Source organism: Pseudomonas fakonensis, assembly GCF_019139895.1.
Classification (GTDB): domain Bacteria; phylum Pseudomonadota; class Gammaproteobacteria; order Pseudomonadales; family Pseudomonadaceae; genus Aquipseudomonas; species Aquipseudomonas fakonensis.
In genome coordinates this window covers 2,359,304-2,384,873 of record NZ_CP077076.1, presented here as the reverse complement: position 1 = coordinate 2,384,873, position 25,570 = coordinate 2,359,304, and the positions used below count along the sequence as shown (strand labels likewise).

The following is a 25,570-nucleotide window of genomic DNA, read 5'->3' as shown; positions in this document are numbered from 1 at the left end:
GTATGCGCATTCATTGACGATATGCGCTTTTCGTCACCTTTCCGCCCTTACGGCGGGTCACTTTTTGTCAAACGCGACAAAAAGTAACCAAAAAACGCTGGCGGTATGACTCACCCACATAGGTGACAAATCAGTTCACGCACATAGGTAACAGTTTTTAACTGGCATGGTCGGTTTTTCGAGGGTCTGACCATGCCTTGGCGAGAGCTGAAACCTATGGACATGAAATTGCTTTTCATCGCGGACTATCTCCATGGGGCGCCTAGCTTCAGCGCCCTTTGCGAGGCCTACGAGATCAGTCGAAAGACCGGTTACAAATGGGTAGAGCGTTACGAGAACGATGGTCCGCCAGGCTTGGAGGAACGCAGCCGTCGTCGGCTGACGCAAGATTGGGTTGTGCCCGTCGCCGTTCGTGAGGCCATCATCGAATTGCGTGGTCAGGGCCAGACGGAGCCTGGCCCCAAGAAAATCCAGGCAGCTTTACAGGAGCGTTTTCCTGACGAGGCGCCCCCTTCCAAGACAACGATCTACAACATCCTCAAGAAGGCCGAGCTGATCAAGCCGCGACGCCTGCGCCAGCGTGTGGCGGTCTATCCCAAGCCGCTGGAAAAAGCGGAGTCGCCCAATCAGCTATTCAGTGCGGACTACAAAGGCCAGTTTCTGACAGGCGCTGGGGTCTGGTGCTATCCGTTGACGATCATGGATCACGCCAGTCGTTTCTTGCTTGCGTGCCACAGTATGGCCAACACGAACTTCCTGGAGACACAGGCTGTGTTCACTGAGGTCTTTCGCGAGAACGGGCTACCTGAACGTATCCGAACCGATAACGGCGTGCCGTTTGCCAGCAAAGGGCGTGCGGGGCTCTCCCAGCTGTCCATTTGGTGGCTGCGCCTGGGCATTATTCCTGAACGTATTGCGCCTGGCAGACCGGAGCAAAATGGTCGGCACGAGCGTATGCACCGAACACTCAAAAGTACGCTTCCGTCACCTCCCGCAGTGGCTTGGGAGGCTCAACAACGGCACTTCGACCGCTTCCGGCAGCACTACAATTACGAGCGGCTCCACGAAGCACTGAAGCAGAAAACACCAGCGTCCTGCTATCAGCCTTCGCCACGCCCGTTCCCGGAAAAACTACCTGAAATGACTTACCCCAGTCATATCGAGAGTCTGCCAGCTGATCGAAGTGGCATCGTCAACCGTCGGGGTTTGAGGATCTACGTAGGTTACGTGCTCAAGCATCAGACCATTGGGCTGGAGCAGGTCGGGGATGGGGTGTGGGATGTTATTTTCGGCCCAATCATTCTCGGCAGGATCGATGAGCGAGATGCCGATGATGGTTATGTAACACTTCAGGTGTTGTCACCTATGTGAGTGAACTTTTGTGTAACCCATGTGGGTGGCCCGTACATGGCTCCCATCATCAGCCCCGCCCGCGGCGGGGTTCCCTCGCTCCGGGCTTGCTCCGGAGGTACGCGCCGACGGGCCGTCCCTGGCCCGATCGGCGCTCGACCGGCATCCATGCCGGTCGCCCTCCTACGCAATCCCTACGCTCGGCCTCCTGAAGTCGCGATTTGTGTTGCCTGGGCTATCGCGCGCTTAGAGGCAAGATCAACAGCCAGATCAACAGCTGGGATGTTGGTTTGATTGTTATTGATTTGTTGTTTGTTCTGACGCCATCGCGGGGCAAGCCCGCTCCCACGCTGATCGCGCACTTACTGTGGGAGCGGGCTTGCCCCGCGATTCAATCCTGAGGTCCCACGGTGGCAACTAGCGGTTAGCTGCGCCAGTCCAGGCGCCGCCCCTAACTTCGCGACTTCAGGAGGCCGAACGCAGGGATTGCGTAGGGGGGCGACCGGCATGGATGCCGGTCGAGCGCCGATCGGGCCAGGGACGGCCCGTCGGCGCGTACCCCCGGAGCAAGCCCGGAGTGAGGGAACCCCGGAGCGAAGCGCAGGGGCCGGATGAATGGAGCGAGGATTTTTTGGTGACTTTTTGATCCCTCAAAAAGTTACCCGCCGTAAGGGCGGAAAGGTGAATAAGCGTCACTACAAATAATGAATGCGCCTACAACTCTCAAAACAATCAAACCAACAAACCAACAAACCAACAAACCAACAAACCAACAAACCAACAAACCATTATCAAGCAGGCAACACCGGCTCAGGCAACCCCAACCGCCGCGCCACATACAAATCAATCAAATACCGCGCAATCGACCGCCCCGCCGGCAACGGCGGCAGTTCATGCACATTGAACCACTGCGCATCCTCGATCTCATCCGGCTGCATGACAATCTCCCCCCCCGCATATTCGGCATGAAACCCCAACATCATCGAATGCGGGAACGGCCAGCACTGGCTGCCAACGTACTGGATGTTCTTCACCTCCACCGCCACCTCTTCACGCACCTCACGCACCAGGCAGTCCTCGGCCGACTCACCCGGCTCGGCAAACCCCGCCAACGTGCTGTACACCCCAGTGACAAAGCGCGGCGAACGCGCCAGCAACAGCTCGTCGCCACGGGTCACCAGCACGATCATGCTCGGCGAAATACGCGGATAGCTGCGCAGCTCGCACGGCTGGCAGTACATCGCCCGCTCCCAGTGGATCTGCGTCATCGGCTGCCCGCAGCTGCCACAGAACCGGTGCTCGCGGGCCCAGGTGCCGATCTGCGCGGCATAACCCAGCACCTTGTAGGTGTCAAAGTCGCCCTCGAGCATGAAGCGCCGCAGCCCCTGCCAGGCGCAGCCCGGCACCTCGCCGGCACCGCGCAGCTCCAGCAGGAACACCGGCTGCCCGTCGAAATGGCCAATACCGTGCTCGCACAGCACCTCCAGGCCCTGGCGCTTGAGCCAGTCACGGGGGAACAGAGCGCCGTTGGCGTCGTACAAAAAGCCCTCGGGGCTGCGTGCCACGGCCAGGCCACCGGCGATCTGCGGGTCAAGTACTGCGGTTGTCCAGCGTGCTGACATCGGTTCGGGTCCCTTCAAGGCGCCCGCCAACCCGGTCAGTCGGCGAACGTCGGTTGCTGTTTGCTCATGTGGGCAGCCACCGCCACCCGCAGGTCTTCGGACTGCAGCATCGCGGCGTTCCAGGTAGCGATGTACTCCAGGCCATCGTCGATACGATGGTCACGCATGTAGCTGAGCATCTCCTTGGTGCCGGCCACGGCGACCGGTGATTTTGCGGCAATCTCACGGGCAATGGCAAAGACCCCGTCCAGCAGCGCCGCCTGGTCAGCATAAACCCGGTTCACCAGGCCGATGCGCAGCGCTTCGTCGGCGTCCACCATGCGCCCGGTGTAGGCCAGCTCGCGCAGGATGCCGTCGCCGATGATACGCGGCAAACGTTGCAAGGTGCCGACATCGGCGGCCATGCCCATGTCGATTTCCTTGATCGAGAACTGCGCATCCTGGGCGCAATAACGCATGTCGCAGGCCGACACCAGGTCGATGGCGCCACCGATGCAGTAACCCTGGATGGCTGCCAGCACCGGTTTGCGGCAGTTGTCGACAGCGTTGAACGAGCGCTGCAGGCGCAGGATGGTGCGGCGCAGCAGCCGCGCGTTACGGCCAACGTCCTTGCCCATCTGCCCGGCCAGCGAGGCCAGCATCATCAGGTCGATGCCGGATGAAAAATGCTTGCCAGCACCACTGATCACCACCGCACGCACCGCATCGGTGTCGTCAACCCACTGGAAGATATCGACGATTTCCTCCCAGAAGGCCGCGTTCATCGCGTTGATCTTCTCTGGGCGGTTGATCTGCACGTGGGCGATGCTGTCGGTCAGTTCAACCTTGAATGCGGTGTATTCGGTCACGGGCGGCACTCCTGTGGGGAAAGGGTTCACGCGCAGGATCTTAGCGCACCCACAAGGCCGTACTTGTGCCAAAAACAAGACTGCCAACCCTTGCCGCGCCCCGTCAGCGGCTTTTCTTACAAGGCCCTGGCGACTTTCTGCTTCTGCTGTCGAATTTCCATCGGCCTAATCGACTACCTGGCAAACCCATCCCATGGAGCACCCCTCATGCGCAAGCTTATCGTCGCCGCCTTCATCACCCTAGACGGCGTCATGCAGGCCCCCGGCGGGCCGCAAGAGGACACCAGCGGTGGCTTCGTCTACGGCGGCTGGCTGCCGCCGTACGCAGACGAAGCCTTCGGCAAGGCCATGCAGGCGCTGTTCAGCCAGCCGTTCGAGCTGCTTCTGGGTCGGCGTACCTACGACATCTTCGCGGGCTACTGGCCCAAGGTCGCCGCCGACTCGCCAAACCAGCCAATGGCCGAGCTGTTCAATGGCGTGGCCAAGCATGTCGCCACCCACCACCCCGAGTCGGTAGCCTGGCACAACAGCCACGTGCTGGGCGCCGATGTCATCGCTACCGTGCGCTCCCTCAAGCAGCAGGGCGGCGCCACCCTGCTGACCCAGGGCAGCGCCGAGCTGGTACAGCAGCTACTGGCCGCAGGGCTGGTGGATGAGCTGCGCCTGCTGGTGCACCCGATCGTGCTCGGGCGCGGCAAGCGCCTGTTCGGTGACGATGCCCAGGCCGCAGCGTTCACCTTGCGCGAAAGCTTCGTCACATCCACAGGCGTGCTGCTGGCCCACTATGCGCAAAAAACCCAGGTGCAAACCGGCTCGATCGATTGATCAGGCCAGCAGCCTGGCCAGGGCCTGGGCAAAGCCCTGCGGGTCTTCCAGCATCATCAGGTGGCCAACGCCCGGCAGCACAGTGACGCTGGCCGCCTGCTGCGCTGCCCAGTGCGGCACGTCCCAGCCGCTGCGCGAATGCTCGCCGGCGAGCAAATGCACCGGGGCCGCGGCGAACAGTGCCTGCAATTGCTCCAGGTAGCGCGTCGCCCCCGTCACCGCCACCACCGAACGGGCCATGGACTGCAATGTGCTGGCCGGCTGGTGGGCGAGCCAGCGCTGGGCCAGGGCCAGGCGCTGTGCATCGGCCGCCACCCCTGCCGCACTCAGCCAGCCTTGGGCATCGGCACGAAAGCCCTCCAGCATCGCTTCGGCAGCATCAGCGTCCATGCGCGCCACCGACGCCGACCAGAACGCATCGTTCAAGGTAAAGTTGCCCTCGACGCTGACCACGCTCGCCACCTGCTGCGGGTAGCGCAGGGCATACAGCATCGCCACCACCCCGCCCACCGAATGCCCGACCAGGTGCGCCCGCTGCACCTGGCGCGCCTGCAACTGGCGATGCAGGTATTGCACCTGCGCCGCGATATCGATGCGCCCGGCAGGCATGCCTTGCAGCGTGCCGTAGCCCAGCAGGTCGGGGGCGATCACCGGCCGGGGGTGCAAGCCTTGGTGAAGTGCGGGATGATCCAGGCAGCCGATCAGGCCATTGACCAGTACCACAGGTGTATCCAGTTCCATCGCACGCCTCGCTGCCAGCCAAAGGGAAGGCGCAGCATGGCGCCGTGGGCAGTCCTTGAGTAGTTGCCATGCGCCAATCCAGGGTTTGCAATGGCGCCCTTGTGTTTGCCGCACGTCGTCAAGCACGGGGTATTGCCGCCTTACAGCCAAATACAGGGAAGGACCCCATGCTCGATATCCGCCGCGCCACTCGCCACGACGCCCGCGACGCTTACGCCATCCGCCGCCAGGCCATCCTCCACCAGTGCCCCGGCGACTACGGCGAAGATCTCGCCAGGGCCTGGGCCGAGGTGCCCCACAGCGAGGGTTTCACCACCCTGGTGGCCGACCACTTTCACCTCGCCTGCCTGAACGGCAGCACCGTCGCCACCGGCATGATCGACCTGGCCAGTGGCGAGCTGGGCGCGTTGTTCGTGCTGCCCGGGCACATGCAACGCGGCGTCGCCCGGGCAATGGTCACGCACCTTGAACGCATTGCATGGGCCGCCGGGCTGGAGCAGATCCACCTGGACGCCACACTTAACGCTGCGGCCTTCTACCGGCGCTGCGGCTATGAGGGCGACACCCAGGCGGTCTATCACTCGCCGGCGGGCCTGCAACTGTTGTGCGTGCCCATGCGCAAGGCGCTGATAGCGGTATAACATCAGGGCTCAGCCCCTTGGAGACATCGCCATGCTGCCCACTGCCGCCTCCCGCAGCGCCCGCCGGGCGCGCCTGCACCTGCTGCGCGGGCGCGTGGGGCTAGGGCTGGTGGCCGCGCTGTCGGTGCTGGCGGGCATGACCGATGCCATCGGCCTGCTGGCGCTGGGCGATTTCGTCTCGTTCATGAGTGGCAACACCACGCGCCTTGCTGTGGCGATCAGCGAGGCTGACCTTGCGTTGATACTGCGCCTGGCCCTGGCGATCTTCAGCTTCGTGGCGGGCAATGCCCTGGGGGTGATGCTGGCCCGGCGCTTGCGCCGCCGCGCCGCGCCGTTGCTACTGATCATCGCCGCCCTGCTGGCGTGCGCGGCCTGGCCGCTGCCCTGGACCTTCCCGGCGCTGGTGCTGGCCACCTTGGCCATGGGCATGCTCAATGCCGTGGTCGAGCAGGTGAACGGGCTGCCGATCGGGCTGACCTATGTCACCGGGGCGCTGTCGCGTTTTGGCCGGGGCCTGGGGCGCTGGTTGCTGGGGGAGCGGCGCGGGGGCTGGCGGGTCCAGCTGGTGCCCTGGGCAGGCATGCTGGTCGGGGCGGCCATCGGGGCCTGGTTGCAGCAGCGGCTGGGGTTGCTGGCGCTGGCGGGGAGTTGCGGGTTGGCTTGTTTGTTGGCGTTGGTGATGGGGTTTGTGCCACGGGCTTGGCAGGTGGGGTTTATGGTGCGGTGAGGGGCTCGGGCTCGGGCTCGGGCTCGGGCTCGGGCTCGGGCTCGGGCTCGGGCTCGGGCTCGGGCTCGGGCTCGGGCTCGGGCTCGGGCTCGGGGATTATGGTTATTGCTTTGGGAGATGCATGCTCATTCATCGACGATGAGCGCTGTTCGTCACCTTTCGACCCTTACGCTGGGCGGAAAGGTGAACAAGCGTCACTACAAATAATGAATGCACATACTAATTCAAAACCAGCTAAAACAACTCAAAGCAATCCAACAAACGAACAGACCATAACGTACACCACAAGATATAAGCCGCCCACACAAACGCCATCGCCGGCAAGCCAGCCCCAACAGGCAACCCCCATCAATCCCGCCCCTGGCGCTTACCCCCCTTCTTGACCAACGCCTTTACCCGCGCCGCCGCCCGCTGCACCGTGGCCATCTTCTCTGGCCGCTTCATCCCCCGCCACTTGCGAATCTCCTCCCGTGTGCGCCCACAGCTCACACACAGCTCACTGTTGAGCTGACACAACGAAACACAAGGGTTCTCGATCTCTTTGGCCATAACCGGCAAGGCTCCTGAAGCGGCCGCGCATCATACTCCAGGCAACCCGCAGGGCAAGTCGATCCACACCCACAAACCACCCGCCACCAGCAGCGCCCGCCCCCACACATCGGTACCTGGCGCGGTACAGCAGCTTTTCATGGCCACGGGTGACGAACCTGCAGCCCCGCGCTTGCGCATTAACTGCTTTTACCCCCGCTGAACCCAAGTTCACCGTGCCTTTGCCTAGGCTTTGTACGAAAAGTGCCTGCGCGACGATCATGCTGCGTTGAAAACAGGCTCGGAATGCTCATTTGCAACCAGCAAACTCCGCTTCCTCGCCTGTTTTCGCCTTGCCTGATCGCCGCTCGGCGACTTTTCGTACAAACCCTAAGCTTGTCAGCGACGCGGCCGACGTTGGCCAGGCACAGGCCGCTAGCGGTCGCTAAGGCCGGCCTGGTAATCCTCCACCAGCCGGTCAAGAAACCCCCACAGTTTGTGGTTCATGTCTCGGTAGTCATTGCGGCGCAAGGCTTCAGGCTGCTGCACGAAGCGCCGGTCAAGCAGGCCGGCAAGCTCGGCGGCCGAGGCTTCGATCAGCAGTTCCACCACCTCCGGCGTCAGCTCCAGATGGCACTGCAGGCCATACACCAGGTTGCCGTACTCGACGATCTGCCGCGGACACCCTTCGCTCACCGCCAGGACCTTGGCATCGGCGGTCAGGCCCGGCATGTCGTTGTGCCAATGCCCGACCTCCAGCACCTCGCCGAAGTGGGCGAACTTGGGGTTGAGCTGGCCGGCAGCGGTGAGCCTGATCGGGAACTTGCCGATTTCCTTTTCCGGGCTGTGCGCGAACGGCGCGCCAAGAGCCTCGCCGATCAGCTGCGAACCCAGGCACACCCCCACCACCGCCTTGCCCGCCGCGATGGCCTGGGCGATCAGCCGGCACTCGGCAGCCGCGTCGAAATGCGCGCACTGCTCGATGCGGGTCGCCGGGCTTTGCGGGCCACCGAGCACCACCAGCAGGTCGAACCCCGCGGCGCTGCCTGGCAGAGGCTGCTGCGCATGCACGCGCGAATAGGTGGGCTGGTAGCCACGCTGGTGGACCCAGGTCTCGAAGGCGCCTGGTGCTTCGAAGGCTTCGTGGACGATGAAGTGAACATGCATGGCGGGGCTCCAGGTAAGGCACGACCGAACAGCGCGGCAAAAGGATCAATCAAGGCCTACCGGAGATAAAGGCGGCAGGACTGTGATATTAATGACACAATGTGTCATCGATTACAAATGTGTCATGTCTGCCGCGCGGCCCCATCCGGCCAGCCTCCCCCTCACTCAATCCTGAAACTGAAGGTGTTCTTCACGTTGGCCACCGCCACCGCCTGACCATTGACCAACCTTGGCTGGTAACGGAAGCGCTTGGCCGCAGCCAGCGACGGCTTGACGAACAACGGGTGGCAGTTGCCGACCACCTGCGGGTCGGTGACCCGTCCGCCAGGGTCTACCGTGTAGGCCACCGTGCACTCCCCTTCGATATGCCGGTCCAGCGCCCGCTGCGGGTAGTCCGGCGCTTGTTTGGCGATCGGCAGGTACTGCCGGCTGGCGGCGTCGGCCTCGGCACGGGCCTTGGCGGCAGCGGCCTGGCGCGCGGCCTCGGCATCGCGCGCGGCGGCCAGGCGCTGCTCCTGCTCACGTGCCTCGCGGGCCTTTTCGTCCCGTACCAACTGCTCGCGGCGCTCGCTCTCCTGGCGCTGCTTACGTGCAAGCTCGGCCTGCTGCTCGCGCTCGCGGCGCTCCTTTTGCTGTACCCGCTTGAGCGCCAGCGCGGCGTCCTCAACCGGCGGTGCCTGCACAGTCGGTTGTGGTTTGGGGGCGGGCTGCACCGGTGCCGGCTCAACCACCGGCGGCGCAGCCACCACAGGCTCTGGCGCCGGCAACTGCACCAGTTGGGTCTGGATCACCTGCGCCGCTGGCGGCGGCAGGTCGGGGGTGTGCGACAGGCTGAACAACAACCAGGCCGCACCGGCATGCAGGGCCACGGCAATGGCCAGCGCGCTGCCATGCTCGCGCCAGGCCCGCCACATCGGTTGCTGCAAGGTCAGGCTGGTCATGGTCACGGCGCCTCGGTAATCAGGCCCAGGCGGCTGACGCCACCGCGCTGCAGCTCGGCGATGCCGGCCACTACGCTGGCGTAGTCGGTGTCGCGGTCGGCGCGCAGGTACACCTGGGTCTGCGGGTCTTGCGCGACGATGGCGGCGATCTTCTCGCGCATCTGTGCGGTGTCCACGGCGCTGTCGGTCTGCGCGGCGGTGTCCACCTCGCTACCCAGGTTCCAGTAGTAACTGCCATCGGCCTTCACCGACAGCGTCACGATGCGCTGCTGGTTCGGCGTGGGCAGCGCCTCGGCGGCCACCTTGGGCAGCTCTATCTGCACGCCTTGCACCAGCATGGGCGCGGTGACCATGAAGATCACCAGCAGCACCAGCATCACGTCGATGTAGGGCACCACGTTCATTTCGGCCTTCAGGCCATGTTTGCGCACAGGCTTGGCAAGCATGCTCAGTCTCCTCAGGCCGCAGCGGCAAGGTTCGCCGGGGCGGCCTGCAAGCGCCGTTGCAGGCGGCCCTGCAGCTCGTTGCCGAAGGCGTAGTAGCGGGCGATCAGGGTTTGCGCGCGGGCCGAGAAGCGGTTGTAGGCCATCACCGCAGGAATGGCCGCGAACAAGCCTATGGCGGTGGCGATCAGCGCCTCGGCAATACCGGGGGCGACCGTGGACAGCGTCGCCTGCTGCACCTGGGACAGCCCCAGGAACGAATTCATGATGCCCCACACGGTGCCGAACAGGCCGATGTAGGGGCTGACCGAACCCACCGTGGCAAGGAACGGCAGGCCCTTCTCCAGGCGCTCTTCCTGCTCGGCGATGGCCACCAGCAGGCTGCGCTCGACACCCTCCAGCACCGCATCGGGCTGCTGGCCGGGTTGCAGTTGCTGGAAGCTCTGGTAACCGGCGACGAAGATCTGCTGCAGGCCGGCATCCGCCCCCGGTGCGTTGCCCTGGGCGTCCTGATACAACGCGCCGAGTTCACCCTCGCGAAACTGTTTGAGAAACGCCTTGCCATGGCCTTCGGCGCGGCGCAGCGAGGTGCCGCGCCAGGCGATCAGGTACCAGCTGAGCAGCGAGGCCAGCACCAGGCACAGCATCACTGCCTGCACCACCAGGCTGGCCTCGCTGACCAGGCCCCAGACGGTGGTGTGTTGCAGCGGGGTTGTCGGGGTTTGCATGTCGTGTGTCCTTTCAATCGGGGGAGCCGGCTGGCTCCTAGTCAATGGCAAAGAGGTTGCGGGGGGATGACAGCGCTCCCGGGCCAATATCGGCCCCTGTGGGAAGCGGCCCATCGCGACACAAGGCCGCTTCCCACAGGAGGCACGTCATGGCCGGGGTATCACTCCAACCCCAGTACCCGGGCCACCTCGGCCCAGGCCACGTACTTGTAGTTCTGGTTACCCTCGGGCATGCGCTTGCGCCCGTCCTGCACCACCAGCAGCCCCTGGCCCAAGGGGCCGCCCAGGTTGGCCGAGGTCACTTCCAGGCCATCGGTCTCGGAAGCCCCGTCGATACCGCGCTCGGCATCCAATCCCACCTGGAAGCTGCCGCGCAGCCGGTACGGCGACTCGGCCTCGACCACCACGTAGCGGTCGTTGCCCTGGCTCGAAATCACCAGGTAATCGCGCTGCGCACCGTGGTACAGCGCCAGGCCTTCGATGTCGTCCTGCACCGGGCCACCCACGCCGATCACCTTGTGCAGCGTTGCCGGGGCATTGCTGCGGGCATCCAGCGCCCATACCGCCACATCCTCTTCACCGATGAACAGGCGCTGGCGGCGGTCATCGGCCACGCAGCCCTCGGACTGGGTCGGGGTGCTGAAACTGCGTACCCGCTGGCCGCCGGCCTTGCCGCTGCTGCCATCCAGGCGGTACTGCTCGAAGCGCCCGTCCTTGTCGTTGACGATGGCGTCGATGGCGCCATCGGCGCCTTTGAACAGGCACAGGCCGTAAACTTCTGTCAGCCCCGTGGGCACCTGGCCGATATCGCTCAACTGGCCGCTGCGCGGATCAATGGCGAACAGGTGCAGGCCGTTGGTGTCACGGTTGCTGGCCACCGCCAGGTCCACCTCGCGCCCGCCCAGGCGAAAACCGCTGCGCACATCGACATTGTTCAGCCGCCCCACTCGCAGGTCTTGCAGTTGCTTGCCAGCCAGGTCGTAAGCCAGCAAGCCGCCCTTCTTGTCGGTGCCGAGCACGCGGCTTTGCGCAGGGTTTTGCGGGTTGACCCAGATCGCCGGGTCGTCTGCCGCATCGCCCAGACTCGGCACCCCGTCGGTCTGCGCCAGCGCGGTGACCTGCGCCGGGGCGCCCGGCAGTGGCAGCGCTTTCGGCGCCCAGGCCAGCTGCGCGCGGTGGGTGCCTTTATCGTCCAGCAGCAACAGCTCCAGCCCCTGGTCGGCAGCGCGGGCGCTCACCTGTTCGGGCTCCTTGAGCGTGGCCAGCGGCACCACTGCGGCCCGGGTCCAGTGCCCGGCAGCCTGCTGATACAGGTGCAAGGCGCCTGCCGCCGGGTCCAACGCCAGCAGCCCGCCCGGCACCACGGCCATGCCCGCAGCAGCCTTGGCCAGCCCGCCGAACGGCGCACGCAGGTCCACCGGCTCGCGCAGCAGCGGCGCTTCTGCAGCCGCCTCGTAGCGCCACAGGCCGACGCTCTCTTCGTTCACGTACAGGCTGTGGCTGGCGTCGTCGGCCTGGCAAAAGCTGCTTTGCGGCGGCAGGCTCAGAGCCCGCACCTGGCGTGCTTCGGCCAGCGGCACCCCGGCATGGCCGACCAGCCACTGCTCGCCAATACCCTCTTCGCCCACCAGGAACAAAAAGTCGTTGCGCGCGCTGTCGCGGTACAGGCACAGGCCTTCGATGGCATAGCGGGTCTTGGGCAGGTACAGCGGCGCCGCCCACTGGCCATCGCTACCCAGGCGGGTCAGCAAGGCCTGCTGGCGCTTCTTGTCGAGGGTCGCCACCAGCAGGCCATTGGCATCGGCGCGGTGGTCGAGGGTTTCGAAACGCCCGGCCAGCTCACCGAGCACACGGCCCTGGGCATCGACCACCTGCAAGGCCTTGGCGGCCACCTGCAGGCGTTCGGCCTGGTGCATGAACGGCAGCGGCGCCAGCCACTGGCTGTATTCGCTGGCAACGGCCTGGCCCTTGAAAGCCAGGCTTGGCGCCGCGACCGCGGCGCCCTGGGCCAGGGCGATACACAGCCCCAGCATGGACAGATTGAACATACGCATCGGCAGGCAGTATCCGGGTCAGAAGTGGGTCAGGGTCAGGCCAAGCTTGTAGGTCGGGCCGTATTCTTCGTATTGCGCGTTGTAGCGGCGGTGGCCGCTGTACACGTAGTAGGACTCGTCGGTGATGTTCTGCGCCTCGAAGGTCAGCTGCAGCTCAGGGGTGAGGAAGTAGCCGGCCTTGAAGTCCACGTGCAGCTGGTCGTCGGCGTACTGGTCATGGGCCTTGTCGTCGATGGCGCCCAGTTCCAGCAGGTAACCCGACTTGTAGTTGGCGGCCAGGCGCAGGTTGAGGCGGTCGCTCTCCCAGCCGACCATGAAGTTGCCCACGGTGTCGGACTGGTTGGGCAGGTCGATGTGGCGCTTGGCACCAGTGGCGCCCTGGTAGGTGGCGTCGGACTTGCTCAGGGTCAGGTTGGCGCCCACCAGCAGGCCGTTCCAGGGCTCGGGCAGCCAGTCGAATTTCTGCGAGTAGGCCAGCTCCAGGCCGTACAGGCGCGCGCCGCCGCCGTTCTCGAAGGTCAGCGCCTCGTCGAAGCCCAGCCATTCGCCGCTACCAGCCAGGTCAGTGCTGTAGATGAAGTTGTCCAGGTCCTTGTAGAACAGGAACGCCGAAGCCACCCCGGCGCGGCCCATGTAGTGCTCGATACCGAAGTCCAGGTTCATCGACTCCAGCGGTTTCAGCTCGGGGTTGCCGAACGAGGCGTCGGCGCCGTCGATGGCAAAGCCCGGGGCCAGCTGGCCGAAGGTCGGGCGCACCACAGTATTGGTCCAGGCCGCGCGCAGGGCAGTGGCCGGCGTCAGCTGGTAGCGCGCATGCAGGCCGGGCAGCCAGTGGTCGTAGCGGTTGCTGCTGTGGATGCTCTCGTAGTTGCCGTCGCGCAGGCCCGTGCCCTTGGCGTCGAACTCGGTGCCCTCGTAGCGCAGGCCGGCGATCAGGCGCCAGTCGCCCACGTCCAGGGTGTGCATCAGGTAAGCGGCGTTGATGTCCTCGCGCATGTCGAAGTCGTTGATACGCGAGGCTTCTTCGTCGTAGAACGCGGCCTTGTCCAGGCCGCCGATCAGGCCCTTGATGGCCCCGGCGCTGATGCCGTTGCCGTAGTGGCCCAGGGCGTAGTCGACATTGCCGCTCTGGTAGTCGGCCAGGCTCACACCGGTGAAATCGTCGTACACCCAGGTTTCGGTGTCGCTGGTCTTGTCGCGCCGGCTGACCTTGCCGCCAAACTTCACCTGGGCGCTGTTGCCGGCCAGCTCGTAGTCGCGGGCCAGGTCCAGGCGGATGTTCTTTTCCTGGTCCTTGCCGTTGACCTTCTCCCACTCCACTTCATCCAAGGTGAAGTTGTTGGGGTTGTAGAAATCGCTGCCCACGCTCAGCCGTGGCTTGGAGGTGCCGTCAAAACCCACACCGTCGAAGTCGCCGACAAACTTGGCCCCGGCGATGCCGCCCGGGTCTTTCTCGGTGGCCTGGCTGTAGCCGGCCTGGGCGCTTATGGTCCACTGCTCGATCATGCGCTCGCCACCGAGCACGTAGGACTGGATTTCCTGGGTGTCCTCGCGGGATTTGAGGTCGCGCCAGCCCTCGGCCTCGCCACGCTGGCCCGAACCCTGCGGGTCGGCGAACTCCAGGCCCATGGCGTTGCGCGTTTCGGTGTCCTTGAACTTGCTGTACAGGGTGCGCAGGTAGTAGCTGGAGTAGTCGTCGGGCTGGTAGTCGAAGTTCAGGCCAAAGCCTGTGCGCTCGCGGCTGATCTGGTAGTCGCGGGCCTCCACCTCCTCCAACCGCGCATCGCCGCCGCTGAAGTCCCAGTTGCCGCCGGTCTCGACGTTGTCCGAGCCAAACTTGCGCTTCTGCCAGCTGAACGCCGCCGCCACGCCAAAGTTGTCCACGCCGTCGCCCAGGCTGAAGCGGTTACTGAAGGCGCCGGAGAATTTCGGGCTGGTCTTGTCGACGTTGGTGTCCTGGCTGGCCTCGCTGCTGAAGGTGTAGAACAGCCCGTCGTGGTCGAAGGCCGACAGGCTCTCTACCTCGATGGTGCCGCCCAGGGAGTTGGCGTCCATATCCGGGGTCAGGCTCTTGACCACCGACAGCGATTGCACCAGTTCTGCCGGTAGCACATCCAGTGCCACGGCGCGGCGGTCACCTTCAGGGGCCGGCACCAGAGTGCCGTTGATGGTCACGCTGTTCAGGTCCGGGGCGATGCCGCGCACGCTGACGAAGCGGCCTTCGCCCTGGTCGCGCTCCACCGACAGGCCCGGCACCCGCTGCAGGGCTTCGGCTGCGTTGTCGTCCGGCAACTGGCCGACACCATCGGCGTGCACCACGCTCTCGATGCTGTCCGAGCTCTTCTGCTCGCGCAGGGCCTTGTCGATGCTGGCAGCCTGGCCGATCACCTCGACCCGCTCCACCGCCTCTTCCTCGGCCCAGGCAGGTGCGGCGCCGATGGCGATGGCCAGCAGGCTGACCCGAAACCCGTTGCAACGGATGTGACGTAACGGCATTGCCACCTTGGAAACCCTCGTTTGCAGTGGCCCGGCGAACCCGGGAATGGCTGCGAACGCTAAAAAGGCTGTGTGGCACTTGCATGACAGCGCCCGGCACCTAACGCCCCGGCACCGGGTTTTCGGCGGTTTTTACCGACGTTTTGAGCTCAAATGACCCCCTGCACCCTCGGCCAGCCCCTAATACCGGCGTGGGAGCGGGCTTGCCCCGCGATCAGGCGCCCCCTGAACACACAAAAAAACGCCCCGCTCACCTGAGCCAAATCGACCCCCCACCCGGTAACCGAACCGTCATTCGCCTTTGTTTCCTTTGCCCCCCATCACGCCATCCGGGCCATTCGAGGAAACCCCATGCACCGCCCCCTGCTGTTCGCCGCCACCCTGCTCTGCGCCGCCATGGCCCAGGCCAACGACACCAACCCCATCCCGCGCTCACCCGGCCAACCCTACGCCGCCGGCACCCTCGCCGACCGCATCGTGCTCACCCCCGGGCAGAACGCCGCCACGCAGATGGCGGTCAGCTACCGCACCGACCTGGCCCAGGCCGACGCCGTGCTGCAACTGGGCCCGGCCCTGGCCGGCCCGTCGCTGGAGGCCAAGGCCAGCCAGCTCAGCGGCAGCACCCAGCGCCTGGACAGCGACAACGGCCCGGCCAACTACCACCAGGTGCGCCTGGAACACCTGCAACCCGACACTGCCTACGTGTACCGGGTCAAGGGCAGCGCCGGCTGGAGCGAGTGGCACCAGTTCCGCACCGCCAAAGGCCAGTTCGCGCCGTTCAGTTTCGTGTACCTGGGCGACACCCAGAACGACATCCTCGCCATCGCCTCGCGCACCATCCGCCAGGCCCTGCGCAGCGTGGCGCAGCCGGCGCTGGTGGTGCACGCCGGCGACCTGGTGGCCTCGCGCGACGACCTGGCCCACGACGACGAATGGGGCGAATGGACCCAGGCCGGCGGTTGGTCATACGCGGCCATCCCGCAACTGACCGCCTTCGGCAACCACGAGTACCTCGACCACCTCAATGCCGACGGCAGCGAAAGCCGCAGCCTGAGCCCCCACGTACCGGCGCAGTTCGCCCTGCCGCGCAACGGCGCCGCCGGGGTGGCCGACACCAGCTACTACAGCGACTACCAGAACGTGCGTTTCGTGGTGCTGGACGGCACCTCGGCCCTGGACCTGGGCACCCTTCCGGCGCAAACCGCGTGGCTTGAGAACACCCTGCGCAGCAGCAAGGCACAGTGGAACATCGTGGTCATGCACCAGCCGGTCTACACCTGCGCCCGCCCCGAAGACACCGAGCCGCTGAAGGCCGCCTGGCAACCTTTGCTTGAGCGCTACAAGGTCGACCTGGTGCTGCAGGGCCACGACCACTGCTACAGCCGCCTGACCCATGCCGCCGGGCGCCAGGCCACCGCCGCCGCGCAGCGCGCCAAACAGGCCATCGGCCCGGTGTACATGGTCTCGGTGACCGGCTCGAAGATGTACGGCGTCAACGACCGCGCCCGCCGCCAGCCCGACCGCAGCGCCGAGGACACCCAGCTGTACCAGACCGTGCGGGTCGAGAAGGACCGCTTGCAGGTGCGCGCCTATTCGGCCGACGACCAGCTGTACGACGCCTTCGACATCCAGCGCGACGCCAAGGGCCGCAAGTTCCTGCACGAGCCCAAGCTGGCCCTGGCCAGCGAGCGTTACTGCGACGCCAGCACCGGCCCGGACGGCCTGCCCTGTACCGCACGCGGCAAGTGAGCGTCATCGGATTGAGATAATCGGCCCGCATGCTGCCGGGTGGGCCACACATCCCCTGTAGGAGATCACCCAGCCCTTCGGGCTGCGCTGTCGCGCAGAGAATTGGTCTCGCAGATGCGCCACGGTCTCTGTGGGAAGCGGCCTTGTGTCGCGATGGGCCGCAGAGCGGCCCCGGCGATCTTGCATGAGTCCGAGATTCTGGGGCCGCTTCGCGCCCCATCTCGACCGGACGGCGCCCCGGCAAGGCCGCTTCCCACAGGGACCGTGTTAAATCAATGAATTGTGTTTTGTTCCATGAACGCCGGCTTGCCGGCGACAGGGCCCGCCCAGGCCACAACAACACCAAGGATGCCCCATGCCCCCGCTGCTCAAACGCCACGGCCTGACCCTCGCCGGCCTGCTGCTGGCCTTCAACGCCGGCCTGCTCATCTACCTTGCCGCCGGCAACATCAAGCCCTGGGCCGAAATCAACTGGATGGACGTGGCCGGCGAAGGCGGCACCTGCCTGATCCTGTGTGGCTGGCTGTTCATGCTGCTGCGTGGCCGCCCGGCCGGCAGGGTCACCCGGTTGCTGTCCGTGGGCCTGTGCTTTACCGCGTTCTCCATGTGGATGGACACCCTCGACGAATTCATCCGCCTGCCCCCCGAGGCGATTTGGGACAACTGGCTGGAAACCGCGCCCATGCCGGTGGGCATGCTGCTGCTGACCCTGGGCATGTACCACCTGCAGCAGGAGCAGCGCGCCATCAGCGAGCAAATGCGCAAGCGCGAGCAGCTGTTCCGCGAGCACCGCCTGTTCGACAAGCTCACCCCGCTGGCCGGCGCCCAGTACCTGCGCCAGCACCTGCAACAGGCCATCGCCCAGGCCAGCGCCGAACAGCAGCCGCTGTCGCTGGTGGCCATCGACCTGGACGACTTCAACCAGGTCAACCTGCGCTATGGGCAGGACGAAGGCGACCAGGTGCTGCAGGTGGTGGCGCAGTTGCTGCTGCTCAACCTGCGCCAACAAGACATGCTCTGCCGCCTGGCCGGCGACCGCTTCGTCGCGGTGCTGCCCAACACCGGCGAGCGCCAGGCCCAGGCCATGGCCGAGGCGCTGCGCCAAAGCATCGCCCACCTGGCCCACCATACCGTGCGCCACGGCGAGCGCCTGCAACTGGCTGCCAGCGTCGCCTGCGTGATGGCGGTGGACGAAGACGAGGCGCAGTTGCTCAAGCGCCTCAACCAGGCCCTGGCCCGGGCCAAGCCACGCCAGGTGCGCAGCGCATGAACGGCTACGACAGCGACAGCCGTTTCATCGCCGCCCACCACCTGCCCGCCGTGCTGATCGACCTGGCGCGCTCGCGGCACATCGACACCCACCACCTGCTGCGCGGTTGCGGGCTGTTCTACGAGGACATCATCACCGGCAACGCGCAGCTCAGCCCGCAACAGTTCCTGCGCCTGATCGCCAACGCCCAGCGCCTGCTGGACGCCGCCGACAGTAGTTTTCTGTATGGCCAGCGCCTGTGGCCCGGGCACTACGGGGCCGCCAGCCTGCTGCTGGAGCAGGCCGACCACCTGCTGCAGGCACTGGAGCGCCTGGGCCAGTACCGCGCCCTGCTGTCACCGCTGCTGACCCCGGTGCTGCGCCTGGACGAGCAGTACCTGCACCTGTACTGGCGCGAAAGCTGCGCCATGGGCGAGCAAACCCTGTTCCTGCTCGAAGCCAGCATGACCGCCGTGGTCGCCCTGGCCCGCCGCCAGCAGCACGAGCAGTTGCCGTGGCGCTTTCAGTTCGCCCACCCGGAGCCTGGGTATGTGGAGCAGTACTGGGTGCACCTGGGCGATGCGCTGGCGTTCGACTGCCCGTGCACGGTGATGAGCGTGCCCCGTGAATACCTGCTGCGCCCCTGGCCCGGCGCCGGCTCCACCGCCCAGCAGGTGGCGCGCCAGGCGTGCGATGCGCAATTGAGCACCTGGGGTTGGCAGACGAGTTTTCTCGACCAGTTGCACGACCACCTGCTCGGCCAGTTGCGCCAGCCGCTGAGCCTGGAGCGCGTCGCCTGCGCCTTCGCCACCAGCCCAGCCTCGTTCAAGCGCCGCCTGGCGCGCCAGGGCACGCATTTTCAGGAACAGCTCGACTGCGCCCGGCGCGATCTGGCGTTGTACCTGTATCAGGTCAAGGGGTATGGCAACGACGAGGTGGCGCAGATGCTGGGGTTCAACGACAACACCAATTTGCGCCGCTCGTTCAAGCGCTGGACCGGGCGGCTGCCGAGTGAGCTCAAGCCACTGGCGGGAGGGGCTGCGCTGTAGGGGCGGGGTTTGCGAGCAAGCATATTTTCGCTGGAGGCCTCCAGGCCCTGATGCGAGCTTGAGACATGCGCCAAGGCTGACAACCATGGCCTGACAGGCATGGCCATGGTTGCCAGCTCTGGTGCATGTCCCAAGACCGCATCAGGGCATCAACGCGCATGTCTTCATGCCGCATCTGCGCACCTTGGTACAGACCACCGAGCATGTGAACTGCGCCCTGGCCAAGGCACTGAAAGCCACAAGCGCGCACCCTGTAGGAGCCGGCTTGCCGGCGATGAGGCCGCTTTGCGGCCTGACTTATCGGATTTTCCCTATTCCATGTAGGACGTTTCCCAAACAAGCTTTTCCACGCGTTCAGCCATTGCCCAGGCCCGTTTCGGTCACTAGTCTCGGCCAGCCGCTGCATATTCAGCGGTCAGTTTTGACAGACTGTTTCGACTACTGATCACGCGTGCAACCTCAATGGCGGCTGTACGTGGGGCACTTTCGAGTGCGCCGAGTTCAGTGTCCTCGGTCTGTCAACCCACGTACTGCTGCCACCTTCCTGTTTGACAGCGGGTCTCTGGTAGTCCCTACAGACACTGAGGTCACTATGCTGAAGATTGTCCCCGATCCACCCCACCCTCACCTTTTCGAAGACACCTTGGTGCAGACCACCGAGCATGTGAATTGCGCGCTGGCCGTCACCCATCAATCCCTGTTGCTCAGTACTCGTTCGCCGGGTTCGTTCCTGTTGTTGGCGGCGATGCATGAGCTGGAAAGCGTGCGCACATTGTTGGAAAACTTGCTGGCGCAGGTGCAGCAGGTGTCCGAGGCGCCGCAGACGGTGCATTGATGGCTGCACAGGCAATTCGGCCCCATTGCCGGCGGGCGATGGGGCCATCAGAAAAGCTCCAGGGAGACAGGCAAATGACCACGGACACGCACCACACCACCCCCGGCAAGACCCGCTTCAGCCAGGGTGAAAGCAACCCCCAGCCGCTGTTTCGAATCGAACCCGGCATCCCCTGCAATCACGCCCGTGAACAGGCCTCGGAGTTGATGGGCTATGTCAGCCACCTGACCCTGGTGGGGGTAATGGATGAAGACCCGAAGATGGTCTGGGCAGCGCACTACCTCAGCGCTCTGGCTAAGGCGCTGATGGACGATGCCGAGTTGGGCCTGAAACACTGAAAGCCCGAGGGCATGCGGAACCCTGTAGGAGCCGGCTTGCCGGCGATGAGGCCGGGCCTGCAAACAGCTACCGCAGCTGACGGCCCTATCGACGGCAAGCCGGCTCCTACAGGGCACCCGCCTGGGTTATGCTCGCTGGCCACCCAGGAGTCCGCCATGCAGCTCACCTTCAGCCACGTCGACGTGCTGGTCAGCCAGCTCGAACAAGCCTGCGACTACTATCGGCAGGTGCTAAGCGCCGAGATTTCCACCACCCAGGTGTGGCAACGCGGCGGCCTGCATGTGCACTATGCCATCGCGCGCATGGGCAAGGAGCGGTTCATGCTGGTGCAGCCACTGGCCGGCAACCTGAAAGCGCTGCTCGACACCCATGGCGAGGGGATGATCTACCGCCACTGCTACTCCACCCCGGATATTGAACTGGCCTATGACGAGTTGCTGGCCAGCGGTGTGCAGCCGGAAGACGAGAATGGCCAGCCCCTGGCCCGCGAGGCTTTGAACTCGCCAGCCGGGGCGCGGATCATCTGGTTGCCCAAGCGCTTCGGGCATTTTTCCATCGAGATCATCGAAGCGGCGGGGTTGGAGGCGTTTATCGACGGGGCATTTGCCCCAGCACTTGATTGACCTGCAATGCTCGCCTGAGCGGCCTGACAGCGCCCTACCCCACCACAAACTGCCCCGCCAGCGCCATCACCCCGACCAGCAACACCACCACCCCCAGCATCGTGGTCATCACCTCCGGCGTCGAGCCGCTCAGCCAAATACCGCGCCGGGGGTAGTGACCGAAGGTCAGCAAGCGCAACACCAACCAGCCGATGGGGTAACACACCACCCGCATCAGCGCTGCGAGCAAGTCGTAAAACAGCGATTCCTGCATGTCACCTGCACTCCTTGCAAAACCATCTGAAAAAAACCAAAGCTGCCGCGTCTATACACCACGCCGCATTTCCCGCCTAGCCTCCCCCCCCGCAACACCCTTGCGCATAACCCTGGCATACCAAGGGTTTTTCCCTGCCAAACCCTGCACAGAACCTTGAAAATTGCGAGTAATCGAACGTAATTGCAAAATACAATCAAAGCTTATTGATAAGTATTCTCATTCTGTTTAATAATTCTTAACTCAGTTGGCCAGCGGCCACCCGTGAGAATGCAACACTCCTTCGACGCTATTTAAAGGATCAACGCCATGCGCGTATTGGTGGTGGAAGACGACCCCTCGGTCAGTCACTGGTTGGGCAGCAAGCTGCATGCGTGCGGGCACAACTGCAGGATGACCGACAACGGCGAAGGTGCCCTGGACATGATCCTGCGCGAAGCCTTCGACGTGGTGATCCTCGACCGCGTACTGCCCAAGATGGACGGCATCGAAGTACTCAACCAGCTCACCGGCAAACCGCGCCCGCCGATCCTGGTGCTGTCGGCAAACGATCAAACCGCCGACCGCGTCGAAGGCCTGCGCGCCGGCGCCGACGATTACCTGGGCAAGCCGTTCGACTTCACCGAGCTGCTGCTGCGCCTGGAGCTGCTCGCCCGCCGCCACCAGCAGCACGCCCACGACGAGGTGCTGCAAATCGACGAACTGCAGGTGGACCTGAGCCGGCGCACGGTCAGCCGCGACGGCCAGCGCATCGACCTCACCGACAAGGAGTTCAAGCTGCTGCAGGTGCTGGCCGAGCACCGCGGCCAGACCGTTACCCGCAGCATGCTGCTGGAGCGCGTGTGGGGCTACCACTTCGACCCGCAAACCAACCTCATCGACGTGCACCTGTCCAAGCTGCGCACCAAGATCGACAAGGGCTTCGAACGCCAGATGATCCGCACCATACGCGCCATCGGCTATGTCCTTGGTTAACGCCTATGGCCTGCGCCAGTTGCTCAACACCAGCAACTTTCGCCAGGCCTCGACCATCGCCTTCGTCTGCCTGCTGGTGTCGCTGATCTCGATCGTGTGCAGCAACCACCTGCTCGAAGTGGTAACCCGCAGCCACGTGCGCGACATGATCCTCAACGACGTGCGCTCCCAGCAGTTGCACGGCAGCCTGCGCAGCACCGCGCAGGTGGTGGCGGCGCTGCAGCAACGCGAACCCACCGAGGCGCGCAAGGAGCACCTGCCTACGGTGGTCGATGCCCAGGGCCGGCTGCGCTATGGCAACGCCTGGCTGGTGCCGCAGTTCGACTGCGCCGGCGGCTGCCTGGGCAACTGGCGCCATGCCGTGGTGCCCGGTGGCAACGGCACGGCAGAGATCCTCGGCCTGCTGGTGCCGCTGGCCGATGGCGGCAGCTACTTCAGTGCCTACAACCTGCGGCCGATGCTCGAACGCACGCGGATCATCCCGCTGATGGCCGGCGCCACCATGCTTTTGGTGCTGCTGTTGATCCTGCTCACCAGCCTGCCGTTCAGCCGGCGCAACCTGGAGCGCATCAACCACATCCGCGATGCCCTGGCCCGCTACGCCAGTGGCGAGCACGGCTCGCGGGTGGCCTGCCACAGCGACGGCGACGAGTTCGACCAGCTGGGTAGCGAGGTCAACCACAGCCTGCAGCGCATCGACCGGCTGATGGAGGAAGTGAAGAACATCACCAGCCATATCGCTCACGAGCTGCGCACCCCGCTGACCCGCCTGCAGGCCCGGTTGCTGAGCGTGGCCGAGCAGTTGCAGGACGAGCCGGCGCGGGTCGAGCTGATGCAGGCGGTGTCCGACAGTGAACGCATCCAGAGCCTGTTCCGCGCGGTGATGCGTATCGGCGAGGTGGAAACCGGCCGCTGCGCCCACCAGTTCGACAGCCACAATGCGCAGGAGCTGCTGCAGGACATCGCCGACTACTACCAGCCCCTGGCCGAGGAGCGCGACTGCCAGCTGAATGTGCAGTGCAGCCCGCGGGTGAGGGTGTACGGCGACCGCGCGCTGCTGTTCCAGGCCCTGGCCAACCTGGTGGACAACGCCCTGAAGTACTCGCCCAAGGGCTCGCCTATCACCCTGCGCGGCGAGCAGGTGCGCAGCCGTTCGCGACTGTGCGTGGCCGACCGCGGCCGTGGCATCCCCGACGCCCTCAACGACCGCGCCATGGCCCGCTTCCAGCGCCTGGACACCAGCGGCAACGTGCCCGGCAACGGCCTGGGCCTGACCCTCACCCGCGCCATCTGCGACCTGCACGGCGGCCAGTTGCTGCTGATCGACAACCAGCCCGGGCTGTGCGCGACGCTGGAGATCAAGGCCCCGGTGGCGTAATCGCGACACAAGGCCAGGGCTTGGACGCGCTGCTGTTCTGTGGGAAGCGGCCTTGTGTCGCGATGGGCCGCAACGCGGCCCCAGGATCTGACAAGCACTGCCACGGCAAGCGAGCCAGTATCCACATCGGGATGGTGCATGGCGGTGAGCCCGCTGTGAGGGCTTCGCCCTCAATCGCGACGCAAGGCCGCTTCCCACAGGGACCGCGCAGGGCTTGGGTGCGGCACTGTTCTGTGGGAAGCGGCCTTGTGCCGCGATGGGCCGCAACGCGGCCCCAGGATCTGACAAGCACTGCCACGGCAAGCGAGCCAGTATCCACATCGGGATTGTGCATGGCGATGAGCCCGCTGTGAGGGCTTCGCCCTCAATCGCGACGCAAGGCCGCTTCCCACAGGGACCGCGCAGGGCTTGGGCGCGGCACTGTTCTGTGGGAAGCGGCCTTGTGCCGCGATGGGCCGCAACGCGGCCCCAGGATCTGACAAGCACTGCCACGGCAAGCGAGCCAGTATCCACATCGGGATTGTGCATGGCGATGAGCCCGCTGTGAGGGCTTCGCCCTCAATCGCGACGCAAGGCCGCTTCCCACAGGGACCGCGCAGGGCTTGGGCGCGGCACTGTTCTGTGGGAAGCGGCCTTGTGTCGCGATGGGCCGCAACGCGGCCCCAGGATCTGACAAGCACTGCCACGGCAAGCGAGCCAGTATCCACATCGGGATGGTGCATGGCGGTGAGCCCGCTGTGAGGGCTTCGCCCTCAATCGCGACGCAAGGCCGCTTCCCACAGGGACCGCGCAGGGCTTGGGTGCGGCACTGTTCTGTGGGAAGCGGCCTTGTGCCGCGATGGGCCGCAACGCGGCCCCAGGATCTGACAAGCACTGCCACAACAAGCAAGCCAGTATCCACATCGGGATGGTGCATGGCGGTGAGCCCGCTGTGAGGGCTTCGCCCTCAATCGCGACGCAAGGCCGCTTCCCACAGGGACCGCGCAGGGCTTGGGTGCGGCACTGGCCGCTTCCCGATGGGCCGCAACGCGGCCCCAGGACCGCGCAGGGCTTGGCGGGGCGCGGCACTGGGCGCGGCACTGGAGCGGCCTTGCGCGGTGAGCCGCTGTGGCTTCGCCCTCAACGGCCCCAGGGACCGCGAGGGCTTGGGTGCGGCACTGTTCTGCAAGCACTGCCACAACAAGCAAGCCAGTATCCACATCGGGATTGTGCATGGCGGTGAGCCCGCTGTGAGGGCTTCGCCCTCAATCGCGACGCAAGGCCGCTTCCCACAGGGACCGCGCAGGGCTTGGGCGCGGCACTGTTCTGTGGGAAGCGGCCTTGTGTCGCGATGGGCCGCAACGCGGCCCCAAGCCCTGACAAACATCACCGTCACACCCGGCAAACATCCAACGGTCCATTTTCACCCTGCCACCGCTACCTTGAGATTGCACCCTCTACGAAGGAAGCGCCATGGACAGGCCAAGCTCTCACCTGCTGCGTCGCGGTCGGTTCTGCGAACCCGGTCGGCTCTACCTGCTGACCACGACCACACACCAGCGCACTCCTCTTTTTGCGGATTTTCAGCTTGCCCGAATCATCATCCATCAACTTCGGCTCTGCGAAGCATCCGGCGCATGCCGCTCGCTGGCCTGGGTACTGATGCCCGATCACCTGCATTGGTTGATCGAGTTGGGTGACGGTGGCCTCAGCGCCTTGATGTGCAGCTTCAAGTCCAGAAGCAGTTGCGCGTTGTACCGCCATGGGATTGGCCAACGGCACATCTGGCAACCAGGCTTTCATGACCGCGCACTGCGCCGTGAAGACGATGTGAAGACCATTGCCCGGTACATCATCGCCAATCCTGTTCGCGCAGGACTGGTGCAGCGGTCGGGCCAATACCCACATTGGGATTGTGTCTGGGTGTGAGCCCGCCGTGAGGGCTTCGCCCTCAATCGCGACACAAGGCCGCTTCCCACAACAACAGCGCCGCTCTCGAGCCCTGCGCGATCCCTGTGGGAAGCGGCCCC

The 25,570-nt window shown here is 65.0% G+C and carries 24 protein-coding genes; 13 read left to right on the top strand and 11 right to left on the bottom strand.

The genetic code is table 11. The features are described 5' to 3' along the window. Positions 1-192 precede the first annotated feature (192 nt). Complete coding sequence (locus tag KSS94_RS10775) at positions 193-1,371, top strand: integrase core domain-containing protein (protein ID WP_217838874.1); 1,179 nt, start codon at positions 193-195, stop codon at positions 1,369-1,371. Between the two features lie 770 nt (positions 1,372-2,141). Here KSS94_RS10775 and nudC read toward each other — a convergent pair. Both nudC and KSS94_RS10765 read right to left on the bottom strand, forming a co-directional pair. Further along, positions 2,142-2,972: an NAD(+) diphosphatase gene (gene nudC / locus KSS94_RS10770; protein ID WP_217842960.1), complete on the bottom strand. Its 831-nt coding sequence runs from the start codon at positions 2,970-2,972 to the stop codon at positions 2,142-2,144. A gap of 35 nt (positions 2,973-3,007) precedes the next feature. Continuing rightward, positions 3,008-3,820, bottom strand: a complete 813-nt coding sequence (locus KSS94_RS10765) for a crotonase/enoyl-CoA hydratase family protein (RefSeq protein ID WP_217842959.1) — start codon at positions 3,818-3,820, stop codon at positions 3,008-3,010. 207 nt (positions 3,821-4,027) lie between these two features. Here KSS94_RS10765 and KSS94_RS10760 point away from each other — a divergent pair, with 207 nt between their 5' ends. Beyond that, a complete protein-coding gene (locus tag KSS94_RS10760) occupies positions 4,028-4,645 on the top strand; it encodes a dihydrofolate reductase family protein (protein ID WP_217842958.1) in 618 nt (205 codons plus the stop codon). Here KSS94_RS10760 and KSS94_RS10755 read toward each other — a convergent pair whose 3' ends face one another. After that, complete coding sequence (locus tag KSS94_RS10755) at positions 4,646-5,386, bottom strand: alpha/beta fold hydrolase (RefSeq protein ID WP_217842957.1); 741 nt, start codon at positions 5,384-5,386, stop codon at positions 4,646-4,648. A gap of 167 nt (positions 5,387-5,553) precedes the next feature. On the opposite strand from KSS94_RS10755, the gene KSS94_RS10750 reads away from it, so the two are divergent. Together KSS94_RS10750 and KSS94_RS10745 are read left to right on the top strand one after the other, a co-directional pair. Continuing rightward, entirely contained in the window at positions 5,554-6,027 is a 474-nt protein-coding gene (locus KSS94_RS10750; RefSeq protein WP_217842956.1) for a GNAT family N-acetyltransferase, read from the top strand. 31 nt (positions 6,028-6,058) lie between these two features. Further along, positions 6,059-6,754, top strand: coding sequence for a YoaK family protein (locus KSS94_RS10745; protein ID WP_217842955.1), 696 nt, complete (start codon positions 6,059-6,061; stop codon positions 6,752-6,754). Positions 6,755-7,102: 348 nt separating this feature from the next. Here the strand turns inward: KSS94_RS10745 and KSS94_RS10740 are convergent, their stop codons facing one another. From KSS94_RS10740 to KSS94_RS10710, 7 genes are all read right to left on the bottom strand, one after another. Next, complete coding sequence (locus KSS94_RS10740; RefSeq protein WP_217842954.1) at positions 7,103-7,303, bottom strand: DUF1289 domain-containing protein; 201 nt, start codon at positions 7,301-7,303, stop codon at positions 7,103-7,105. 414 nt (positions 7,304-7,717) lie between these two features. Next, the gene (locus tag KSS94_RS10735) at positions 7,718-8,449 is read right to left on the bottom strand and encodes a type 1 glutamine amidotransferase (RefSeq protein ID WP_217842953.1); all 732 of its coding nucleotides are present in this window, start codon (positions 8,447-8,449) and stop codon (positions 7,718-7,720) included. Between the two features lie 161 nt (positions 8,450-8,610). After that, complete coding sequence (locus KSS94_RS10730; RefSeq protein ID WP_217842952.1) at positions 8,611-9,390, bottom strand: energy transducer TonB; 780 nt, start codon at positions 9,388-9,390, stop codon at positions 8,611-8,613. 2 nt (positions 9,391-9,392) lie between these two features. Then, positions 9,393-9,836, bottom strand: coding sequence for a protein TolR (tolR, locus tag KSS94_RS10725; protein ID WP_217842951.1), 444 nt, complete (start codon positions 9,834-9,836; stop codon positions 9,393-9,395). Between the two features lie 11 nt (positions 9,837-9,847). After that, positions 9,848-10,561 (bottom strand): protein TolQ, encoded by a 714-nt coding sequence (tolQ, locus tag KSS94_RS10720; RefSeq protein ID WP_217842950.1) that lies wholly within the window; start codon positions 10,559-10,561, stop codon positions 9,848-9,850. A 161-nt stretch (positions 10,562-10,722) separates the two neighbouring features. Next, on the bottom strand, positions 10,723-12,615 hold the full coding sequence (locus KSS94_RS10715; protein WP_217842949.1) for a phytase: 1,893 nt from the start codon (positions 12,613-12,615) through the stop codon (positions 10,723-10,725). Positions 12,616-12,633: 18 nt separating this feature from the next. Beyond that, positions 12,634-15,111: a TonB-dependent receptor gene (locus tag KSS94_RS10710; protein WP_217842948.1), complete on the bottom strand. Its 2,478-nt coding sequence runs from the start codon at positions 15,109-15,111 to the stop codon at positions 12,634-12,636. 351 nt (positions 15,112-15,462) lie between these two features. Between KSS94_RS10710 and KSS94_RS10705 the strand changes: the two genes are divergently transcribed. The 6 genes from KSS94_RS10705 (at position 15,463) to KSS94_RS10680 (ending at position 20,955) form a co-directional block, all read left to right on the top strand. Next, the gene (locus tag KSS94_RS10705) at positions 15,463-16,860 is read left to right on the top strand and encodes a purple acid phosphatase family protein (protein ID WP_217842947.1); all 1,398 of its coding nucleotides are present in this window, start codon (positions 15,463-15,465) and stop codon (positions 16,858-16,860) included. A 355-nt stretch (positions 16,861-17,215) separates the two neighbouring features. Continuing rightward, positions 17,216-18,130 (top strand): GGDEF domain-containing protein, encoded by a 915-nt coding sequence (locus KSS94_RS10700; protein ID WP_217842946.1) that lies wholly within the window; start codon positions 17,216-17,218, stop codon positions 18,128-18,130. Next, positions 18,127-19,158 carry an AraC family transcriptional regulator gene (locus tag KSS94_RS10695; protein WP_217842945.1) on the top strand — a complete coding sequence of 344 codons (1,032 nt, stop codon included), beginning with the start codon at positions 18,127-18,129 and terminating at the stop codon, positions 19,156-19,158. The genes KSS94_RS10700 and KSS94_RS10695 overlap by 4 nt, the downstream gene beginning before the upstream one ends. A 592-nt stretch (positions 19,159-19,750) precedes the next feature. Further along, a complete protein-coding gene (locus KSS94_RS10690) occupies positions 19,751-19,993 on the top strand; it encodes a hypothetical protein (RefSeq protein ID WP_217842944.1) in 243 nt (80 codons plus the stop codon). A gap of 74 nt (positions 19,994-20,067) precedes the next feature. Beyond that, positions 20,068-20,331: a DUF3077 domain-containing protein gene (locus KSS94_RS10685; RefSeq protein WP_217842943.1), complete on the top strand. Its 264-nt coding sequence runs from the start codon at positions 20,068-20,070 to the stop codon at positions 20,329-20,331. 156 nt (positions 20,332-20,487) lie between these two features. Further along, complete coding sequence (locus tag KSS94_RS10680; protein WP_217842942.1) at positions 20,488-20,955, top strand: VOC family protein; 468 nt, start codon at positions 20,488-20,490, stop codon at positions 20,953-20,955. A 34-nt stretch (positions 20,956-20,989) separates the two neighbouring features. Here the strand turns inward: KSS94_RS10680 and KSS94_RS10675 are convergent, their stop codons facing one another. Beyond that, entirely contained in the window at positions 20,990-21,208 is a 219-nt protein-coding gene (locus KSS94_RS10675; RefSeq protein ID WP_217842941.1) for a hypothetical protein, read from the bottom strand. A gap of 309 nt (positions 21,209-21,517) precedes the next feature. Here KSS94_RS10675 and KSS94_RS10670 point away from each other — a divergent pair, with 309 nt between their 5' ends. The 3 genes from KSS94_RS10670 to KSS94_RS10660 all read left to right on the top strand — a co-directional run bounded on the left by KSS94_RS10670 (position 21,518) and on the right by KSS94_RS10660 (position 25,469). Next, positions 21,518-22,183: a response regulator transcription factor gene (locus KSS94_RS10670; RefSeq protein WP_217842940.1), complete on the top strand. Its 666-nt coding sequence runs from the start codon at positions 21,518-21,520 to the stop codon at positions 22,181-22,183. Then, positions 22,170-23,561 (top strand): sensor histidine kinase, encoded by a 1,392-nt coding sequence (locus KSS94_RS10665; RefSeq protein ID WP_217842939.1) that lies wholly within the window; start codon positions 22,170-22,172, stop codon positions 23,559-23,561. Before KSS94_RS10670 ends, KSS94_RS10665 begins: the two co-directional genes overlap by 14 nt. A 1,452-nt stretch (positions 23,562-25,013) precedes the next feature. Continuing rightward, positions 25,014-25,469: an REP-associated tyrosine transposase gene (locus KSS94_RS10660; RefSeq protein ID WP_217842938.1), complete on the top strand. Its 456-nt coding sequence runs from the start codon at positions 25,014-25,016 to the stop codon at positions 25,467-25,469. Positions 25,470-25,570 lie beyond the last annotated feature (101 nt).

Coding starts and splice junctions, on each gene's coding strand:
- KSS94_RS10755 (WP_217842957.1), bottom strand. CDS start 5,386: ATGGAACTGGATACACCTGTGGTACTGGTCAATGGCCTGATCGGCTGC.
- nudC (WP_217842960.1), bottom strand. CDS start 2,972: ATGTCAGCACGCTGGACAACCGCAGTACTTGACCCGCAGATCGCCGGT.
- KSS94_RS10675 (WP_217842941.1), bottom strand. CDS start 21,208: ATGCAGGAATCGCTGTTTTACGACTTGCTCGCAGCGCTGATGCGGGTG.
- KSS94_RS10715 (WP_217842949.1), bottom strand. CDS start 12,615: ATGCGTATGTTCAATCTGTCCATGCTGGGGCTGTGTATCGCCCTGGCC.
- tolQ (WP_217842950.1), bottom strand. CDS start 10,561: ATGCAAACCCCGACAACCCCGCTGCAACACACCACCGTCTGGGGCCTG.
- KSS94_RS10670 (WP_217842940.1), top strand. CDS start 21,518: ATGCGCGTATTGGTGGTGGAAGACGACCCCTCGGTCAGTCACTGGTTG.
- KSS94_RS10760 (WP_217842958.1), top strand. CDS start 4,028: ATGCGCAAGCTTATCGTCGCCGCCTTCATCACCCTAGACGGCGTCATG.
- KSS94_RS10690 (WP_217842944.1), top strand. CDS start 19,751: ATGCTGAAGATTGTCCCCGATCCACCCCACCCTCACCTTTTCGAAGAC.
- KSS94_RS10730 (WP_217842952.1), bottom strand. CDS start 9,390: ATGACCAGCCTGACCTTGCAGCAACCGATGTGGCGGGCCTGGCGCGAG.
- KSS94_RS10665 (WP_217842939.1), top strand. CDS start 22,170: ATGTCCTTGGTTAACGCCTATGGCCTGCGCCAGTTGCTCAACACCAGC.
- KSS94_RS10680 (WP_217842942.1), top strand. CDS start 20,488: ATGCAGCTCACCTTCAGCCACGTCGACGTGCTGGTCAGCCAGCTCGAA.
- KSS94_RS10710 (WP_217842948.1), bottom strand. CDS start 15,111: ATGCCGTTACGTCACATCCGTTGCAACGGGTTTCGGGTCAGCCTGCTG.
- KSS94_RS10685 (WP_217842943.1), top strand. CDS start 20,068: ATGACCACGGACACGCACCACACCACCCCCGGCAAGACCCGCTTCAGC.
- tolR (WP_217842951.1), bottom strand. CDS start 9,836: ATGCTTGCCAAGCCTGTGCGCAAACATGGCCTGAAGGCCGAAATGAAC.
- KSS94_RS10745 (WP_217842955.1), top strand. CDS start 6,059: ATGCTGCCCACTGCCGCCTCCCGCAGCGCCCGCCGGGCGCGCCTGCAC.
- KSS94_RS10695 (WP_217842945.1), top strand. CDS start 18,127: ATGAACGGCTACGACAGCGACAGCCGTTTCATCGCCGCCCACCACCTG.
- KSS94_RS10735 (WP_217842953.1), bottom strand. CDS start 8,449: ATGCATGTTCACTTCATCGTCCACGAAGCCTTCGAAGCACCAGGCGCC.
- KSS94_RS10705 (WP_217842947.1), top strand. CDS start 15,463: ATGCACCGCCCCCTGCTGTTCGCCGCCACCCTGCTCTGCGCCGCCATG.
- KSS94_RS10660 (WP_217842938.1), top strand. CDS start 25,014: ATGGACAGGCCAAGCTCTCACCTGCTGCGTCGCGGTCGGTTCTGCGAA.
- KSS94_RS10740 (WP_217842954.1), bottom strand. CDS start 7,303: ATGGCCAAAGAGATCGAGAACCCTTGTGTTTCGTTGTGTCAGCTCAAC.
- KSS94_RS10775 (WP_217838874.1), top strand. CDS start 193: ATGCCTTGGCGAGAGCTGAAACCTATGGACATGAAATTGCTTTTCATC.
- KSS94_RS10700 (WP_217842946.1), top strand. CDS start 17,216: ATGCCCCCGCTGCTCAAACGCCACGGCCTGACCCTCGCCGGCCTGCTG.
- KSS94_RS10750 (WP_217842956.1), top strand. CDS start 5,554: ATGCTCGATATCCGCCGCGCCACTCGCCACGACGCCCGCGACGCTTAC.